General features: G+C 58.9%; 1 protein-coding gene. It reads left to right on the top strand.

Annotated elements, in window-relative coordinates; all coding sequences use genetic code 11:
• The coding region (locus C4N22_RS12690) for a recombinase family protein (protein ID WP_181567216.1) at window positions 1-615 on the top strand (615 nt) is incomplete at both ends.

Raw genomic sequence — 615 nt, forward strand, 5'->3', positions numbered from 1 at the left:
CATGGAACCCATCTCGCAGGGGCCTGAAGGCATTATGGTGGAGAGTATGCTGATTGGCATGGCGGAATACTATTCCGCCGAACTCGCCCTGAAAGTGGCGCGCGGTGAGCGCGAAAACGCCCTCCAGTGCAAGTACAACGGCGGTGTGGTGCCGCTGGGCTTCACCATTGGCAAGGAGGACAGGCTGTACCATATCGACCCGGAGACGGCTCCCATCGTGCAGGAAATCTTCACCCGGTATGCCGACGGCGAACCGGCTGAGAAGATTGCGGCATCCCTGAACGGGCGAGGGCTGCGCACCCGCACCGGGAAGCCGTTCGTGAAGAACAGCTTCTTCCAGATCTTCCGCAACCGCCGCTACATCGGCGAATACCGCTACAAGGACATTGTGACGCCGGGCGGCATTCCGGCTATTGTTGACCAGGACCTGTTTGATCGGGTGCAGCAGCGTTTTGAGCAGAACAGGATCGCCCATGGTCGGCCTGCAAAAGAGGATGTGAGATATCTGCTGACCACCAAGCTGTTCTGTGGCAAGTGCGGCACCCTGATGGGTGGCGAAAGCGGCACCAGCCACATGGGAAACACCTACTATTACTACAAGTGCGGCAACGCCAA

It is taken from the genome of Faecalibacterium prausnitzii (genome assembly GCF_003287495.1).
Taxonomy (GTDB): Bacteria; Bacillota; Clostridia; order Oscillospirales; family Ruminococcaceae; genus Faecalibacterium; species Faecalibacterium prausnitzii_I.